The sequence below is a fragment of the Paraflavitalea sp. genome (assembly GCF_059502485.1).
In genome coordinates this window covers 2362428-2378635 of the sequence record NZ_JCACET010000008.1, presented here as the reverse complement: position 1 = coordinate 2378635, position 16208 = coordinate 2362428, and the positions used below count along the sequence as shown (strand labels likewise).

Here is a 16208-nt window from a genome sequence, read left to right as displayed (position 1 = left end):
GAGGTCACTGAATAGAAATTTCTAAATTAATTTTAATTGGTATGCAACATGTGTTAAGTACCTGTGTCTCTTACTATGAACAACAATTAAATCATTCATTTTGGAGCTGACTGCAATCATCCGGGATGAATTGGTAGAACGTTGTAAGCAGGGTGACAGCCTGGGTTACCAACAGTTATACCAACGCTATTCCAAAGCCATGTACAACACCAGTCTGCGGATTGTAAACAATTCAGCGGACGCCGAAGACGTACTTCAGGAAGCATTCCTGGACGCCTTCCGCTCATTAAACGATTTTCACTACCGCTCTACCTTTGGTGCGTGGTTGAAGAAGATCGTGATTAATAAAAGTATCAATACCCTGCGTAAGCGGCGGGCGCATTTTGTGGAGATCGACGAGAACAGTGAGACGGGCGTGCATACGCTGCCGCAGGATGAAACGGTAGACGAAGCGCAGGTGCAATACCAGGTAGCCGAAGTAAAGAAGGCTATCCAGAAGTTACCCGACGGCTACCGTACCGTGATCAGCCTCTACCTGCTGGAGGGTTATGATCATGAAGAGATAGCAGGCATATTGAGTATTTCGCACAATACCGTGCGGACACAGTATGTGAGAGCGAAACAAAAACTACTGTCGATTATAAAACAAGGTTCTTTCTATGAGTAGTCAATTTGAACAGTTTATGCGTGACCACCGGGATGAGTTTGATAATGAAGATCCGGCTCCCCAGGTGTGGTCGAAACTTGAAAAAGAGTTGATCCCTGCAAAACAGGAAGGGAAGGTAGTGTCCATGAAAAGCACCATGGCTATGAAGGTGATGCGCTGGAGTGTAGCGGCGGCGATTCTTGTGCTGGCTGGTTTTGGTGTGTTCCATTTATTGGGCCCCAAACCTAATGTGCAAGGTCCTGCTGTGGTAGATGCCAAACCTCCTGTGAAAGATCAGCCATCTGCCGATCCGATGTTGAAGGACATCGATCCTACGTATGCTAAAGAGGTGTATCATTTTACACAACTGATCGAACTTAAACAAAGTGAATTAAAGCAGCTGGAAAAGGATAACCCTGCTTTATATAAACAGTTCCTCGGCGATATCAACAAACTGGACAGTTCATACAAGGTATTGAAGAATGAACTGCCCACGAATGTGAACCGGGAACAATTACTGGAAGCTATGATTCAGAATTTGAAGCTGCAGACCGAATTACTGAACCAGCAGTTACAGATTATTCAACAAATCAAACAATCTAAATCGGGAAGTGATGAAAGTAATTCTAAGAGCATATAGTTCGGTATTGTTGTTAAGCTGCCTTGCCCTGAATATACCGGCCCTGGCCAATGGCGACCCGCTGGTGGAGAAGAAGAAGACGTACTCTAAATCGTATACTTTATCCAGCACAGACAAGGTGTCTCTGCGCAATCAGTTTGGCGAAATGAAGATCGCCACCTGGGATAAGAACGAAGTGAAGGTGGATGTGACCATCGTGGCCGAAGCCGGCACTGATGACCGTGCACAGCGCTTGCTGGATGCTATTCAGATCCAAGACAGCAAGGATGGTGGCACCGTGTCTTTCCAAACGAAGATCGGGAATAACAACACCAATAACCGTGGCAAGGGTGAAAGGCAAAGCTTCAATATCGACTATGTCGTGTATCTGCCATCCGGCAATAAGCTCGATGCACGCAATGAATTTGGTCCTATGACCATTGGTGATTATAAAGGGAAAGTATACCTGGAAAGCAAATTCGGCAGCCTGACTACCGGTAACCTGACGGGCGATGCCGATGTGAATGTAGAATTCGGTAAGGCTACCATCGGCAGCATGGGTAATGGTGAGGTGTCGATCAAGTTCTCCAAAGGCATTGTGCAGAAGCTCACGGGTGATGTGCGGGCCAACTTCGAGTACAGTGGTGTGAAGGTGGGTATCGACAACAATGCGAAGAACGTGGACATCCGCAACAGCTATACGCAGCTGCTGCTGGACGTGAACACGAACTTCTCTGCCAACTGGAACATCAGTACCAGCTTCTCTGAAGTGCGGAACAAGACGGGCTTCGCTATCAAAAAGGAAGGTGAAGATGATGACCACGGGCCGAAGTTTGACTTCAAATATGCTGGTAAGTCGGGCAGTGGTAGTGCAGCGGTGAAGGTGAAGGCCAGCTTTGGTGATGTGACGATCGGACATAACCTGCCGTTCGATGTGGATGAGGATGATAAGAAGGGGAAGGGAAAGAAGACGAGGAATATTTGAGGCGGCAATCGGCAGTCGACAATCGGCAATGCGTTTGCTTCGTGATGCGAGTAAAGCTATAACTAACAGATATATTCTAACTTTTGCAGTCAGCAGAGTCGAAGACTCTCTACGACGGGGTACCTGGAAGCAGGGCCCCGTTTTTTGTTTGTTACAGGTTTCAAGTTACAGGATGGGATGGTGATGGTATCGATCTATCGGGTGTTTTACAGGGTTTGTCCGTTGTGCTTTGTTTTGGGGTATATGATGGTTTATCTTTATTTCAAATTGATCTGCATGAAAATGATCGCTCCTCTCCTGCTGTTTGTTGTAGTGTTTATTGCGTTGTCACCTTCGGTGACGGCACAAGCTTCCTCTCCTGCTGCTAAACCGGCCGTAGAACAGATCCGCCAATACTGGCTGGTGGTGCTGACCAAGGGCGCCAACCGCAGCCAGGACTCTACCGGTGCGGCTGCTATTCAAAAGGCTCACCTGGATAATATCAACCGGTTGTATAATGAAGGGAAGATCAAAGTTGCCGGCCCCTTCGGTAAGAACGAAAAGGGCTGGCAGGGTATTTTCATTTTTGACTGCGCTACGCGGGAAGAAGTAGAAGCTCTTTTACAGAGTGATAAGGCGGTTTCTTCGGGTAGGCTGGCATTCGAAATTCTTCCATGGTATACGGCTCCCATCGGCAGTTTTGTGCCGGGGAAGCCGGAGAAGACTTTCTAATAGTTACAGGTAGGTAGCCATTTCCTGTTGATAGGACTGGGCCACTTCGGTGGCTTTGGCGGCGAAGTCTTCTTTGTCGGAGGCATAGATGACCGCGCGGCTGGCATTGACGAGAATGCCTACGTCTTTGTTCATCGCTTTTTGGGAAATCTCTTTGAGGCTGCCGCCTTGTGCGCCTACGCCGGGTACAAGGTAGAAATGATCGGGTGTGAGCTTGCGTACTTTCTCAAACCAATCGCTTTGTGTGGCGCCTACTACATACATGAGGTTGCCGGGATTGCCCCACTGTGCTGCTGTGGTGAGCACTTTTTCATAGAGTAATCCTTCGCCTGCCTGCTGCAGTTCGAAGTCGGCTGCGCCACTGTTGGATGTGAGGCCCAGCAGGATGGTCCATTTGTCCTTGTATTCGAGGAAGGGCTTCACGCTGTCGGCGCCCATGTATGGTGCTACGGTGACTGCATCGAAGTTCATGGTTTCGAAGAATGCTTTGGCGTATTGGGAGGAGGTATTGCCAATATCTCCGCGCTTGGCATCGGCGATCTTGAAATGGGTATCGGGAATGTAATCAACTGTGCGTTCCATCGCTTCCCAGCCGATGAGGCCGAGGGCTTCGTAGAATGCGGTGTTTATTTTGTAGCTGACGCAGTAGTCTTTTGTGGCATCGATGATGCGCTTATTGAATTCGAATATGGGCTCGGGGTTTGACAGCAGGTGTCGTGGTATCTTCGTGATGTCGGTGTCGAGGCCTACGCAGAGGTAAGATTTCTTTGTTCTGATCTGTTTAACTAATTCTTCGCGCGTCATTGTTTATCTTTTTGCTTTCTGTTCTTTTTTCTGTTTTTTGCTTTTGAGGGTTGGCGCCTGCGGCGCGCTTTTCTCTCGTTCTTTACCTTACTTTTTTGCTTATGCAAGGGTTTCGCGCTTTTCGCGCGGGGATTGTCACTTTCTTTTCCTTGATGAAAAGAAAGTAACCAAAGAAAAATCAAGTCAGGCCCGATCGCTCCGCGCGGCCTGACAGGCCAACGCCTCTCCAAGGTGTAGCTTTCCTTACTTATTTTTCTTTTGCCCTTTCCTCCTACTTTTTACTTAGAAGCATGGTTTATAAGGGTCTTCAGGGTTTCTGCGAACTGCCAAACTTCTTCAAAGGTATTGTAAAGTGGTACAGGGGCCAAGCGGATGACGTTGGGTTCGCGCCAATCGACCATGATGCCTGCTTCTGTGAGCTGGTCGAATGTTTCTTTTTCTTTTCCTGCGCGCTGCATGAGCATGGAGACCTGGGAGCCACGATCGACTTCTTGTTGAGGGGTGATGAGGGTTATGGATTTTGCTGCGGTAGTTTTGTTGAGGTCGTCTAATAAGAACCACAACCAGCTGTTGAGCTTTTTTCTTTTTGTCTGTATGTTCTCCCACCCTGCTTCATTTATGATTTCCAGGGCAGCTCTATGGGCAGCATAGAGTAAAGGGGATGGCGTGCTGAGCTGCCAGCCTTCGGCGGATGGGGTGGGTACAAATCCTTTCTGCATGAGGAAGCGGGTGGCTTTGTTGTAGCCCCACCAACCGGCAAAGCGCTGTACATCGGCCGCCGTGTGGTAACGCTCATGGATATATGCGCCTGCAATGGCGCCGGGACCGCTGTTGAGGTATTTGTAGCTGCACCAGGCCGCGAAGTCTACATTCCACTCATGCAACTGTAACGGTACATTGCCGGCTGCATGGGCCAGGTCGAAACCTACTTTGGCGCCTGCGGCGTGACCTGCCGTGGTGATGGCGGCCAAGTCGAAGAGCTGCCCGGTGTAGTAGTTGATGCCGCCCCATAGTATCAGTGCAACCTCTTCTTTGTGCTGTTCAATTGTTTGTAGTATATCTTCTATCCGGATGTTGTGTTCTCCTTCGCGTGGCGCGACTTCTATGATGGTTTCTTCCGGATTGTAGCCGTAGTGTTTTACGTGGGTCTCCAGCATGTATTGATCGCTGGGGAAGGCTTTGGCTTCGCAGATGATCTTGCGGCGTTTGCCTTGCGGCCGATAGAAGCTGACCATCAGCAGGTGGAGGTTCACCGTGAGCTGGTTCATCACCACTATTTCATGGGGGTGTGCGCCTACGATGGTGGCTAAAGTACCTGTTAGTTTGTCGTGGTATTCGAGCCAGGGTTTTTCGCCCATGAAGAAGGCTTCTACGCCGTACTTCGCCCATTGGTCGAGGACTTCCTGTAAGTAGGATTTTGTTCTTTTTGGTTGTAGACCTAAAGAGTTTCCTAAGAAATATATCTGTTCTTTTTCGTTGTGGGTGGGGATGAGGAATTCTTTCCTGAAGGAGTTGAGTGGATCTTCCTGGTCGAGTCTTTTTGCGTGTTCGAGTGTGTTTTCAAATGTCATATGGGTCGTTTGCTCTGATAGCTTTTTTTACTTTACTTTTTTTGCTTACGCAAGGGGTTCGCGCTTCTCGCGCGGGATTGTCACTTTCTTTGCCTTGGATGCAAAGAAAGTAACCAAAGAAAAATCAAGTCAGGCCCGATGCCTCCGGCCGGCCTGACGGGCCAACGCCTCTCCATGATGTAACATTCTTCACTTATTACTTGCAACCTTAGCTTTAAATGGCTGACGAATTGATACATTGATTCTTCACTACTTTTATGTAATTCGCCACTACATAATTCTACACTATGCAATTCATTATATAGAACCGGTTTTACCGCCGTCGACGGGGATGCTGGTGCCGTTGACGTAGGCGGCGGCGGGGCTGGCGAGGAAAGCGGCTACAGCTGCCAGTTCGGAAGCATCGCCGAAGCGCCGGGCTGGTATCTCGCTGAGCATTTCCTGTTCGATGACAGCTATGTCGACGTTTCTTTTGCCGGCCTTGTTTTGTATCAGGCTATCGAGGCGCTGTGTTTTGGTATAGCCGGGCAAGATGTTGTTGACCGTGATGCCGAATGGCGCGAGTTCGTTAGACAATGTTTTGGCCCAGGAGGCTGTTGCGCCACGCATGGTATTGGACACGCCGAGGTTGTCGACGGGTATGCGTACGGATGTGGAAACAATATTGATGATACGGCCGTAACCAGCTTGTTTCATGCCCGGCACTACTGCTTTTACCAATATCTGGTTGCAGATGATGTGCTGGCTGAATGCTGCCAGGAGGGCTTCTTCTGTTGCTTCTGTAATGGGGCCGGGTGGCGGTCCGCCGGTATTGTTGATGAGGATGTGTACGGGTGTAACATCTACTATTGATTGAATGGCCTTACGCACCTGTTCGGGTTGCGCGAAGTCGGCCACTTTGTAGCTGTGATTTTGATGCCCTCCCGTATTCAATTGTCTTTGCACAATCTGCCGCATCATCATTTCATTGCGCGCCAGCAGGATGCAGGTGGCACCCATAGCAGCCAGCTCCTGCGCGATGGCGAGGCCAATGCCTTGTGTGCTGCCGCCTATGACAGCGGTTTTTCCTCTAAGATCGATGTTCATTGCCATTCGGTTTTAAACCGGGCAAAGATATGTCTGAACCGGGATTTATTGGATTTTAAGGATTGGTGGAAATGTTCAATTAAAAGAGATTGGGATAATCGGTGATGATGCCGTCGACACCCTGGGATTTAAGTTTTTCGATGGTGGGCTTGTCGTTGACTGTCCAAGGGAGTATTTTGATCTGTTTTTTGTGGCAGGAATCAACGAGTTCGGGCTTTACGAGGGTGTACAGGGGGCTGTAGATGGAGGGTAAAAAGCCTAATTGTTTGAGGTGTTCTTCGAGGCCGCGGGCGTCGGCTACCAGTGCGGCTGTTCTTACCTCGGGGTATTTGGTATGTAATACTTGTAAAGTGCGGAAATCGAAGGACTGTATGATCACGCGGTGCTCGATGTGCTTTGACAGGATCACTGTCATCAGTTTTTCAACAAACTCTTCGGGTGCGGGATGGTATTGGTTGTCGGTCTTTGGGTTGCTCTTGGTTTCGATGTTGTAAAATACGGGCGCCTGTTTTTTGCTTTTGGTGTAAGCTTCGACTGTATCAATGACAGCGCTGAGCAAGGGCTTGGTGGCTGCGAATTTCTGCTGGTCTTTAAATCCGGGATTGACTGCCAGGCCTACGTCGTAGCGTTGTGTTTCGGCAAAGGTCATCTGGTAAATGTTCAGGCTGCGCTCTTCGGCGGCGGTTACGCGTGTGCCGTCGGGCTTTGTGGCGATGGCTGCACTGAAGAATGGCTCGTGGGAAAGGATGACTTGTCCGTCTTTGGTAATCACTGCATCCATTTCAAGGGTGGTGACGCCTATGTCGATGGCGTTCTTCATGGCCGGGATGGTGTTTTCGGGCATGAGGCCACGGCCTCCGCGGTGTGCTTCTTTATCGAATGCAGGCAAGGCTGCCGGTGTTCTGAGGTCTTTGGTGGTTTTGCGGGTGGCGTGACAGCTTACTACTAATAATACGATCAGGGCCAGTTCGAAGAATTCTCTCATTCCTTTCATATCCCAAGAATACATGATGTTTGGTTTATGCCGGTCTTACTGTTGTTTAAATAATTGTGATGTTCTTTGTTCCATTTCGGCCGCAATGTACCGGGCATCGGCTGATCCTTCTTTGAGTTTGCCAATGATCGTGTGGTAGCTGGCTTCGTCGCGGTTCTGGCTGAGTTTGAAGACTGCATCGAGGGCTGTGACCGTGATCTCGAACCCTACAATGGCTTTTGCCATCTGCTGTACATATTTTTCCGGCAGTGTATCGTAGGCTCCAAGGGTGTTTGAAGCGCCTTCGAAGTGGGTGGTGGTATCGCGGAGTATTTGTAATAGTTCGTTTGGCTCGAGGAAACGTATTGTCCCTTTTGCGTGGACCGTCATGTAGTTCCAGGTGGAGCCTTGCTGCGGGTTGCTGTACCAGCTGGCGCTGACGTAGGTGTGCGGGCCGGGGAAGAGTACCAGCACGTTGGGATTCTGTACAAATGCTTTGTGGTGGTCGGTCTGGCGCATGAGGTGGGCGCGGAAGGTGAGCTTGCCTTCTTTTTCGGTGATGAGTACCGGGATCTGGGTGGCTACCGGGTTCTGGTTTGCGTCGACACCGGTGATGATGGCGAAAGGATGGGTTTGTATAAAGGACTTGATCTTAGCGTAGTCCTTTTCCATGAAATAAGGCAGTTCGTACATGGGACGAAGGTAACCAACTTGCGTTTAGGTGGATAGAGGAAATGTGTAGATGGGACAGATTGGGGTATGAGTTGCTTTTTCTCTTATTGTTTCTTCTGTTGGCCGGGGGCGTAGGGTTTGGCGGATTTGGAGCCGGTGAGTTTCTTGGCTTGTCCGGGAGGGAGGGGTTTGTTTACTACGTAGGTTTTGTGGGTGCAGCTGGTGGCCGTTGTGATTGTGGATAATGCAAAGGCTATGGTGAGGCAAAGCAGGAGGCTGTTTTTGGGTTTCATAGTGTTCATTTAGGATTTTATGTTCAAATATAATGCCGTGGTAATATTGGAATTATGTGCCTGTAAATCAAGCGGCGGGTGGATTGGGGTCCGCCCGCCGCTTGGTATTTATAGTTACATTTTGTTGGGTATTGTTTGCTCCCCTACTCGATCACTTCCGCTACGCGGCTGGCGCCGATGTTGGCGTTGCGCATGGAAATGGAGCGGATGGTGTTGCCGGCGAACTCTTCAAAGGCTTGTTTGGTGACAGGATCGTCGCCGACCATGGCCGGGATGCCGTAGTCGCCGCCTTCGCGGATGGACTGTACGAGGGGTATCTGGCCCAGGAAGGGGATATCGTATTCTTCGGCCAGCTTCTTACCGCCTTCTTTTCCGAAGATATAGTATTTATTATCAGGCAGTTCGGCAGGTACAAAGTAGCTCATGTTCTCTACGAGTCCGATGAGGGGTACTTTGATCTGGGCCTGGCCAAACATGGCGATGGCCTTTTTGGCGTCTGCCAGGGCCACATCCTGCGGGGTGGTGACGACCACGATGCCCGTTACCGGGGCCGTTTGCAGGAGGGTGAGGTGGATATCGCCGGTGCCGGGGGGCATGTCGATAAAGAGGTAGTCCAGCTCGTCCCAGTCGACATCGGTGACGAACTGGCGGATGGCGCTGCTGGCCATGGGTCCGCGCCAAACGACGGCGTTTTTCTCATCGACCAGGTTGCCAATGCTCATGATCTTGATGCCGTAGCGCTCGAGGGGTACGATCATGCCTTTTTCCTGTCCTTCCACCTGGCGCATCATGGGTCGCTCGCCACGCACGCCAAACATGATGGGTACGCTGGGTCCGTAGATGTCGGCATCCATGAGGCCTACGCGGGCGCCACGTTTGGCGAATGCGAGGGCCAGGTTGGCGGCTACGGTGCTTTTGCCCACGCCACCTTTACCGCTGACTACAGCGATAATGTTGTTGACACGGGGAAGTATGGCGCGGGTATCGTTGCGTTTGGTGGTTGTATTGGAAGTGAAGTTGACTTTTACGACGGCATCCTTATTTAATATGAGTTTAATGGCGTTGACACAGGCCATTTTGATCATGTCTTTCATGGGACAGGCCGGGGTGGTGAGGACTACGGTGAAGGATACGAAATTTCCTTCGATGAGTATGTCTTTCACCATATTAAGGGTAACAATGTCTTTTCCAAGATCAGGTTCCTGCACATTACTCAAAGCCTCTAAAACTTTGTCGGGGGTCATCATCTAATTGTTTTGTTAAAATGAATCGGATTGCTGCAAAATTAACCAATAACGGGGTCATTTTGTTGATCTTATTTGGGGTTATCCTGTATATTTGAACCGCATGAAGAGACATTTACTACTCGCCGTTTTGTTTGCTACCGCTTTTCCGTTCCTGGCCGATGCCCAATTCGAAAAGCTGAAGGATTCCGTGATCCAACTTTACGGTGTGGTAATGACTGCTGACAGCCTGAAAGGCATTCCTTCGGTAAGTATTACTATTAAAGGTGAGCGCCGCGGTACCCAAACGAATGAGCAAGGGGTGTTCTCGATCGTGGTGCAGAAGGGTGATATTATAGAATTTACTTCTATCGGTTATAAGCCTAAGCTGGCGGAAATTCCCCGTGACCTTGAGGGCAATCATTATAGCATGATCCAACTGCTGGTGACCGACGCGGATTACCTGCCGGTGACGATCATCAAGCCAAGGCCTACGAAGGAGCAGTTTGAGCGTGATTTCGTGAATATTCCTGTTCCGGATGATGACCTGGAGACCGCCCGCAAGAACAATGATGAGACGAAGCGCCGCATCATTGCCCGCAACCTGCCGCGTGATGGTGGTGAAAATTCGAACATCTTGCTTAATAATAATGCCCGCCGGGCTACTTATTATGGTCAAACGCCTCCGCAGAATATCTTCAATCCGTTTGCGTGGAGTGAGTTTATCAAGGCGTGGAAGCGGGGGGATTTTAAGAACAGTAAATAGAGTTCAGCGTCGTGAGTCAGGTTTAGGTGTTAGCTTTTAGGTTTTAGCAGTTAGCAATTAAATCTTTTTGATATAGCGAAACTGCCGGCATGTGCCGGCAGTTTTCTTTTTGAGCGAGGGTACAGTCGTGGCTTTCCTATTATGACTTCTGTGTGTGCCTGGTTTTTATTCTACCCAGTTGGCGAGGGTGCATTTGTCTTCTTTGATGACTTCGGTGGTTTCGGGCCACTCGGCTACTTCTTTGCCATCTTTGTATTGCAACGCGTATACTTTGTGGTTGCCTACCGATAGTTTGATGGCTGCTGCAATTGGTGAGCTGGCATCTCCGCACACGGGTTTGGTGGTGTAGGGCTTGGTGATGGTGCCTGCTACTTTACCGTCTACGATGATGTCGATGCGGTCGAAGGTGGTGGACTTGAGGTTGGTGTAGTTGAGCAGGGTGCCCGTTGGCGTTGTGTCTTTTTCTTTCTTACAGCCTACACCCAGCGATACGATCGATGCGCACAGGATGAGTGCGGATAACATTTGTTTTTTCATGACTTTACTTTTGTTGTTTGTTTTGAGGTTGCAAACCTATTGTGGGATGATTGCGTGTTGAAATGTATGTGGATGAAACGGGTGTGAAGCGCAAAGAAGTGTAGCGTGGAAGGAATGAGGCGTTCGTCTTCAGGTATTAGCTTTTAGCCTTTAGCGGTTAGCATTGGGGTAACGATAAACTGCCGGCGTGAAGCCGGCAGTTTTTTGTTGCAACAAGCTCTAATCAATAACCGATGACCTTGTACAGTCAAAAAGGAAAGGTTTACGCTTCATCAGTACGTGAAGTTTGATGCGTATCTGTACCGTTGCTACTAATCCTGAGTCTAACCATCATCACACTTCTTATGGTTGGGTCCGTTGCCCGATCTGGCCGCTACCCGTGACGAGCATGGATAGTTTGTTTTTTACTGTTTTTTCCAACCCAGTTTTGCCAATACAAACTCCAGCTTCAGCTTCGTATAGAGGAGGAAGTCCTCCAACGTAATAGGCTGGTGTTTTTCTTTGTCAAAACGTTTTCGCATGCGACTCATGGTTCGCCTGGCTGTACGGTCGTCGACTTCCAGTACTGTTGCTACATTAGCCGCATTTATGATCCGGTGGTAATGACCATCACTCATGGTAAATGTTTTTTAAGATGATGAAATGGTTTGTACAGCGCATGGGAGGGCTACCCTGGCAGTTTTGAGGAGGAGAACTGCGCATAGGTGTGTTATAGCCTACAACCGTAAGTGCAGCCAATCATACTGCTACCTGCCGGTCATCCAGCGTGTATCATTGTAACTCAGGGAATAAAAGCGTTTACCAGAAATGAGGTGATGCGTAAGGATACGGTTAGGTTTAGTTTTGTTGCTCTTGTGTGATGCTTATTACTTCAACGTAAGTGTGATGCTATCCAAAACTAAATTTTGTTTTTGAATTTTCCATGCGGGTTCTACTCATTTTTTTGGAAAACCACTTTTAATCTTTTTTTAATGTTTTTGGTGTGACCAAGGTATGGGTCAATCGTATTATGCCTGGCCAAACGCTTCGTTGCAGGGTATTGCAGGCATTGCTCCTGCCATACCATTCCACTCCCATCGCCAACAAGTGGAGCTGTCCTTCTTCTTTTTTGACATTCGTCATGAGGGGTTTTAGCTGTATAGTGCTATTACAACAGGGAATGATGGTGGTGCGTGCCTTCTGTGTGCTATAGGTGTAATTACCGACATCTATAGACGCGCACAGGGTGTATATTCTGCTATGGGTTATTTCCAGCGGCGGGTGGATGACGGATGCGGGGATGATGGCCGGGAAGGTGACGATGAACTGCTGTTGCTGCGGGACAACCTGTATGCCGGGCGTGACGCTTATTGCTGCGTGCCATGGGTTGGCGGGATCGCCTTCGAAGTTTTGCAACCATGCCCAGCCGGCTTCTGCCGGGTTGCTTGTGTTTAGCTCGCCTATCGTATCTGCATTCAATGCTTTCTTCACCAGGGGGATGATGCGCGGTAGTGTTTTTTTGATGCCGCTTGTACGGAAAATAGCATCGTTGATGGTCTTCGCTACTTTAACGATGTGTGTAAACTTTCTGGCTTCGCGGCGTGTGTTGTGGAAGGCCGGATCGGTTTTGACGCGCTGGGCTGTGAGGCCGATGTGACGAATCTGGTAGTAGCCATCGCGTGGATGGAGGGTGACGCCGGGGATGCAGCGTTTGGTGACGCGGGGTTCGCTTTTTTTCATGATTACTTTTTTTAGTAGTTACAGGTTGCAGGTTTCAAGTTTCAGGGATCATTGGTTTTATAAAGGGAACCGGGACGAACCCGGTTCCGTGTGGTGGATGGAGGATCAGATCTCCTCTGCGGGCGGCACATCGACTGCCACGATCTGCAGGGCATTTTGTCCCTTGCTTTGTTCGTATACTTTACCGTTCACGATCTTCATGAACTCAATGCCCATGACCAGGAATACCGGAAAGGGGCTATTGGGGGTGAAGGTGAGGGTTAAGGTATCGGCAGCGGTTTCCGTGTTATCGTATACCAGGTTGCCTGTGTTTTGCCGGTTTGTGATCACCGCATCGCTTGCAAAGTCGATGGCGGCCACTGCAGCGAAAATGTTGTAGTGGGTGGTGCCATCGGGCGAGGCGATGTCTTTTTCGGGCGTGTAGGCCGGCAAGGTGATGACCGCCTGACCCGTGGTACGATTGATACTGATCGTTTGGCTGGGCTCAAAGATGCTGTCGAGCGACACTTTCGCATTGAAATCAAAGCCGAGGAGTGAAGACGGGTTACCGTTTTCCACTTTGCGGTATCCGTAATCGCTTACCGTGTCGGTTTGCAATATGGCTACCATTGCTTTGGTGATGCGACTGGTGACGCGTGAGTCGCCGGCTTTGGCCATCTCCGTTTTCCAGGCGGAGCGGAAGAGGTTGCCTGCAATGCCTCCTATACCAAACTCCTGGCCGTTGAGGCGTGTGAGCCTGAACTTCGGATCGTTTTTGATCCGCTCGGCACTGACGCCTCCTTTTCTACGGGCCATGAAGCCATCTTCGGAGGTATAGAACGTGAAATCCTCCATGGTGCCTTTGAACTTGACAAGGCCTATTTGTTTTGCCATTGTTTTTGTTTTTATAGGTTTCGAATTATGGTACCTGCCGCTGCCCGCGGTGCAACGGCTATCAACGTGCTTTTGCTTTTGAGCAGGGGCGCCAGCTACCCTGCTTATATTGGCATAAGCTGTTGTTTTTTATGTAGTACGCTATTTGCATGCTCTATCCATGGCGTATCTATGGAGCATCTATGGAGTAGCCATGCTCTATCCTGCCTTTGTGTTGTTGTCTGATCCTGTGTTTGCTTTTTATCATCTGTTGTTGTGCGCCCTCTTTGTTCTTCTTTTTTGCGTTGTTGTTGTTCTTCTGTACAAACATACAGCTGCTGTTTACCAGTTTCCAAATGTGGGTGACCGTTATTGGTCGTTTTGTCCAAAGTGTCCGAAATGTCCGGACAATTCGGACACTTTGGACATTATGGCCATTTTCGGACAAGGTGATTTGGAAATGGGTTGGTTGGTGTTGTACGTTTGTATCGAAGCGCTATTAACGCTCCACTTTTTTATCACTACAAATACTCCGTCTATGAAAATCCTTGCTGAACCTTTCTCTCCGTATTTGCCCCGCGTAGCGGAGAATGCTTTAGAATTTGGCCGTGCGGCGGCTGGTTCCCGGTTGTTGTATGCCGCGTTTGGTCAACTGTTGCGCAACCGCCGTGATCCTCAACTGGCCGGGCGCCTGCATAAGCGAATGCTGCAGGTGATACAATCGGACACCTGTAACGGGCGTGGTGAACGGCAGGCTTCATTCGGAGATGTAACGCTGCTGGAGGGTTTTGACTTTTTCAACCGGAAGCCTCTGTACCGTGTTTTATATGCGCCTTTTCAAGCTTCTATCGATAAGCGCAACGGACAATGCCGGGTTGTGTCTCCTCCTTTCGATGCGCGGTTTTGCCTGGGCTACCGGTTTCGTTATACGCATGTGTCATTTGTTGCCTGTGCGGCGGTATTGGATTTTGAGCGGGATCATTTTACCTGTGATGTGGTGCGGAGTGATTACCAGGATATTCGTGAACCCATACAACTTTCCCTGCAAGCCAAGATACCTGTTCAAACTAACCTGCCCGTGGTTTTTGTGATGGGTGTGGAGCTTTTGCAGGCAGTGAACGGGCGGTATTATTGTATGGGTGCTGACGGGCCGCTGTCGCTACAGGTGGTGCAATGTGCTGCGGGTGCTCTTGCCGATTGTTCTGTTGCAGCTTAGTTGTATCAGGTGGATGTGGCCGCTCTGCCTGATGGCTCTATATGTGTCGCGACTCTACTGTCCTTCTTCTTCGTTCTTAGCTGCAGCGGGCTAAGGGATGTGGCAGTGCTGTGATCAGCTTCCTTTACTTTTTTCCAGCATTTTTATTGGGCGTGGTGATCGCCAGCCACCTGCCACACGGGCGTCTGTCCGAGGGACTGGGGAAGGTATGGGCTGTTGTGTTGCAGCGTGTGTATTTATTCCTTCATTTTTAAAATCCGTTCTATGAGTATTCAAGAAAGAATGACGAGCCCTACCCCGCCCTTCTTTGCGAAGTTGCGTAACTGGGGCCTTATCCTGGCGGCCGTTGCCGGCGCCGTTCTTACTACCCCGGTAGCCTTGCCGGCTATTGTGGTGAAGGTTGCCGGTTATGTGGCTGTGGCGGCTGGCGTGGCCAGCGCTGTGAGCCAGGCTGTGACGCAACCGAACCAAGAAGGATAGCTCCCGTTTTAACTCCGATCCTTTGAAAACCGCCCTCTGCATGCGTAACACGTGTGCGGGGGGATTACCGGAGGGTTGGAAAGTTGAAAAGGGAAAATATTCTTTCGTCTCCCGTCCTTTAGTCATAGGATCTCAGATTTAGACCGAGCCTGGATTTCTATCCGGGCTTTTTTTATTCTTCTTACTGTTTTATCGTGCCAGGATGTAGTTACTTTCTTTGCTTACTTTTTCGTCAGTTTCTTTTTGTTGACCTTTTTTGCTTACGCAAAGGGTTTCGCGCTTTTCGCGCGTGATTGTTACTTTCTTTGCCTTGATGCAAAGAAAGTAACCAAAGAAAAATCAAGTCAGGCCCGATCGCTCCGCGCGGCCTGACAGGCCAACTCCTCTCCATGGCTTAACATTCTTCACTAATTATTGACAACTGGTCACCTTAGTGTAACGACGTATTTTTGTTTCTGTATCCTTATCTTACTAAGTGTGGATACATTTGCTTCGATAGCTATGTTCAATTTTAATGTCCGGTTATCAGAAGGAAGGGCCCGGAGGCCCCTGATAGACAGCATAAGAAACCGGGAAAGGCAAAGGACCGGAACCGGCCAGGAGGACACGGCCTGCGAACTCCTTTTCAAAAGCAGCCTGCAACGACCGGCTAACGCGATAACCGCGGCACTGCTCAATGCCTACCAGGCAACAACAAGAACGAGCAACGAGATAATACTTCATACTAAAAAATTTTAAACAACAGCAAAAACGCTGCGAGACAGCGGTATGGCGGCATTCGCGCAAGGCCAAAAGGAATGCGCAATAAATGCGCGGATTACTTTTGCTGAATGGGTTGGTGGGGCTAGTGCGGGAGATGGTGGTGAAGATTAGTACTAGAGCTTTATGGCGAACCTTTTGGCGGCTGTCTTTCTGAGGAGGAGATACCTTATTATGGTTGGTTAATTTTATTGACGTAGATCATCACTAATTGGAGGGATGGGTTGGCATGCCGCCATAATTTTATGGAGCAGCTATTGCGGTTTTTATTTTTTTGTATGAGGGGTTGGGATCGG

Annotated in this window: 20 protein-coding genes; 7 read left to right on the top strand and 13 right to left on the bottom strand. The window is 49.4% G+C overall.

The genetic code is table 11. From position 1 onward, the window contains the following. The first annotated feature begins 100 nt into the window (after positions 1-100). The 4 genes from AC5JBY_RS12110 to AC5JBY_RS12095 all read left to right on the top strand — a co-directional run bounded on the left by AC5JBY_RS12110 (position 101) and on the right by AC5JBY_RS12095 (position 2961). Positions 101-667, top strand: a complete 567-nt coding sequence (locus AC5JBY_RS12110; protein WP_495904854.1) for an RNA polymerase sigma factor — start codon at positions 101-103, stop codon at positions 665-667. Next, on the top strand, positions 660-1286 hold the full coding sequence (locus AC5JBY_RS12105) for a hypothetical protein (protein ID WP_495904853.1): 627 nt from the start codon (positions 660-662) through the stop codon (positions 1284-1286). Before AC5JBY_RS12110 ends, AC5JBY_RS12105 begins: the two co-directional genes overlap by 8 nt. Then, entirely contained in the window at positions 1261-2250 is a 990-nt protein-coding gene (locus AC5JBY_RS12100) for a DUF4097 family beta strand repeat-containing protein (RefSeq protein ID WP_495904852.1), read from the top strand. The genes AC5JBY_RS12105 and AC5JBY_RS12100 overlap by 26 nt, the downstream gene beginning before the upstream one ends. A 276-nt stretch (positions 2251-2526) precedes the next feature. Continuing rightward, entirely contained in the window at positions 2527-2961 is a 435-nt protein-coding gene (locus AC5JBY_RS12095; RefSeq protein ID WP_495904851.1) for a YciI family protein, read from the top strand. A gap of 3 nt (positions 2962-2964) precedes the next feature. Here AC5JBY_RS12095 and pyrF read toward each other — a convergent pair whose 3' ends face one another. From pyrF to AC5JBY_RS12060, 7 genes are all read right to left on the bottom strand, one after another. After that, positions 2965-3765 carry an orotidine-5'-phosphate decarboxylase gene (pyrF, locus tag AC5JBY_RS12090; protein ID WP_495904850.1) on the bottom strand — a complete coding sequence of 267 codons (801 nt, stop codon included), beginning with the start codon at positions 3763-3765 and terminating at the stop codon, positions 2965-2967. A gap of 278 nt (positions 3766-4043) precedes the next feature. Then, positions 4044-5336, bottom strand: coding sequence for a kynureninase (gene kynU, locus AC5JBY_RS12085; protein WP_495904849.1), 1293 nt, complete (start codon positions 5334-5336; stop codon positions 4044-4046). Between the two features lie 297 nt (positions 5337-5633). Continuing rightward, positions 5634-6422, bottom strand: a complete 789-nt coding sequence (locus tag AC5JBY_RS12080; protein ID WP_495904848.1) for an SDR family oxidoreductase — start codon at positions 6420-6422, stop codon at positions 5634-5636. A 79-nt stretch (positions 6423-6501) separates the two neighbouring features. Further along, positions 6502-7431, bottom strand: a complete 930-nt coding sequence (locus AC5JBY_RS12075; protein WP_495904847.1) for a glycerophosphodiester phosphodiesterase family protein — start codon at positions 7429-7431, stop codon at positions 6502-6504. Between the two features lie 21 nt (positions 7432-7452). After that, positions 7453-8088, bottom strand: a complete 636-nt coding sequence (locus AC5JBY_RS12070) for an FMN-binding negative transcriptional regulator (RefSeq protein ID WP_495904846.1) — start codon at positions 8086-8088, stop codon at positions 7453-7455. 83 nt (positions 8089-8171) lie between these two features. Beyond that, the gene (locus tag AC5JBY_RS12065; protein ID WP_495904845.1) at positions 8172-8360 is read right to left on the bottom strand and encodes a hypothetical protein; all 189 of its coding nucleotides are present in this window, start codon (positions 8358-8360) and stop codon (positions 8172-8174) included. Positions 8361-8503: 143 nt separating this feature from the next. After that, the gene (locus AC5JBY_RS12060) at positions 8504-9607 is read right to left on the bottom strand and encodes an Mrp/NBP35 family ATP-binding protein (RefSeq protein ID WP_495904844.1); all 1104 of its coding nucleotides are present in this window, start codon (positions 9605-9607) and stop codon (positions 8504-8506) included. A gap of 100 nt (positions 9608-9707) precedes the next feature. On the opposite strand from AC5JBY_RS12060, the gene AC5JBY_RS12055 reads away from it, so the two are divergent. After that, entirely contained in the window at positions 9708-10349 is a 642-nt protein-coding gene (locus AC5JBY_RS12055) for a carboxypeptidase-like regulatory domain-containing protein (RefSeq protein WP_495904843.1), read from the top strand. A 165-nt stretch (positions 10350-10514) separates the two neighbouring features. Here AC5JBY_RS12055 and AC5JBY_RS12050 read toward each other — a convergent pair whose 3' ends face one another. From AC5JBY_RS12050 to AC5JBY_RS12030, 5 genes are all read right to left on the bottom strand, one after another. Continuing rightward, positions 10515-10886, bottom strand: a complete 372-nt coding sequence (locus AC5JBY_RS12050) for a hypothetical protein (protein WP_495904842.1) — start codon at positions 10884-10886, stop codon at positions 10515-10517. 404 nt (positions 10887-11290) lie between these two features. After that, complete coding sequence (locus AC5JBY_RS12045) at positions 11291-11503, bottom strand: hypothetical protein (RefSeq protein ID WP_495904841.1); 213 nt, start codon at positions 11501-11503, stop codon at positions 11291-11293. A 340-nt stretch (positions 11504-11843) separates the two neighbouring features. Further along, complete coding sequence (locus tag AC5JBY_RS12040) at positions 11844-12605, bottom strand: hypothetical protein (RefSeq protein WP_495904840.1); 762 nt, start codon at positions 12603-12605, stop codon at positions 11844-11846. Between the two features lie 105 nt (positions 12606-12710). Further along, entirely contained in the window at positions 12711-13478 is a 768-nt protein-coding gene (locus tag AC5JBY_RS12035; protein WP_495904839.1) for a hypothetical protein, read from the bottom strand. A 169-nt stretch (positions 13479-13647) separates the two neighbouring features. Further along, complete coding sequence (locus AC5JBY_RS12030; RefSeq protein WP_495904838.1) at positions 13648-13788, bottom strand: hypothetical protein; 141 nt, start codon at positions 13786-13788, stop codon at positions 13648-13650. A gap of 207 nt (positions 13789-13995) precedes the next feature. On the opposite strand from AC5JBY_RS12030, the gene AC5JBY_RS12025 reads away from it, so the two are divergent. Then, positions 13996-14673 carry a hypothetical protein gene (locus AC5JBY_RS12025; protein ID WP_495904837.1) on the top strand — a complete coding sequence of 226 codons (678 nt, stop codon included), beginning with the start codon at positions 13996-13998 and terminating at the stop codon, positions 14671-14673. A gap of 264 nt (positions 14674-14937) precedes the next feature. After that, positions 14938-15153 (top strand): hypothetical protein, encoded by a 216-nt coding sequence (locus tag AC5JBY_RS12020; RefSeq protein WP_495904836.1) that lies wholly within the window; start codon positions 14938-14940, stop codon positions 15151-15153. A 525-nt stretch (positions 15154-15678) separates the two neighbouring features. Here the strand turns inward: AC5JBY_RS12020 and AC5JBY_RS12015 are convergent. Continuing rightward, positions 15679-15876 carry a hypothetical protein gene (locus AC5JBY_RS12015; RefSeq protein WP_495904835.1) on the bottom strand — a complete coding sequence of 66 codons (198 nt, stop codon included), beginning with the start codon at positions 15874-15876 and terminating at the stop codon, positions 15679-15681. Positions 15877-16208 lie beyond the last annotated feature (332 nt).